The following is a 646-nucleotide window of genomic DNA, read 5'->3' as shown; positions in this document are numbered from 1 at the left end:
CCGGCTCCGGGATGACCCGTAGTACCCGGGGTGTCCGTCGTAGGACGGACACCCCGGGTCAGGCGTCGCACCGCCTGCCCGGGGCAGGCGTCACGCCTCACGACCGCGTCAGGCGTCGCGCTTCTTCAGGACGAGGTAGCCGCCGAGAACGGCCGCGAGCGTCCACAGCACCATGATCCCGAGACCGCCCCACGGCCCGTACGGCGTCTCGCCGCTGTCCATCGCGCCGGGCACCACCTGCATGATCTTGGAGCCGGCCTGGTCCGGGAAGTACTGAGCCACCTTCCGGGTCGTCTCGACGGCTCCGAGGATGGTCGAGACCAGGAAGAAGAACGGCATCAGGATGCCGAGCGCCAGCATCTGACTGCGCAGGATGGCCGTCACGCCCATCGAGAACAACGAGATCAGCGCCATGTAGAGGCCGGCGCCGATCACCGCGCGCAGGACGTTGTCCTCACCGATGCCGATGCTGCGGTCGCCCAGGATGGCCTGGCCCAGGAAGAACGAGATGAAGCTGGTCAGCAGGCCCACGACGAGCGCGAGCGCCGTCGCGACGGTGAGCTTGCCGAACAGGAAGCTCGCCCGGCCCGGCACGGCGGCCAGCGCGGTGCGGATCAGGCCCGAGTTGTACTCGCTGCCGACCACC

Annotated in this window: 1 protein-coding gene; it reads right to left on the bottom strand. The window is 69.2% G+C overall.

The window, feature by feature from the left end; translation table 11 throughout:
* Positions 1 to 108 precede the first annotated feature (108 nt).
* A partial coding sequence (locus tag G3I71_RS45460; RefSeq protein ID WP_164324796.1) for an ABC transporter permease subunit occupies positions 109 to 646 on the bottom strand: 538 nt, incomplete at its 5' end.

This window comes from Streptomyces sp. SID12501, assembly GCF_010550245.1.
Classification (GTDB): Bacteria; Actinomycetota; Actinomycetes; order Streptomycetales; family Streptomycetaceae; genus Streptomyces.
The sequence above is the reverse complement of the archived record's forward strand: the minus strand, read 5'-3'. Positions and strand labels throughout refer to the sequence as shown.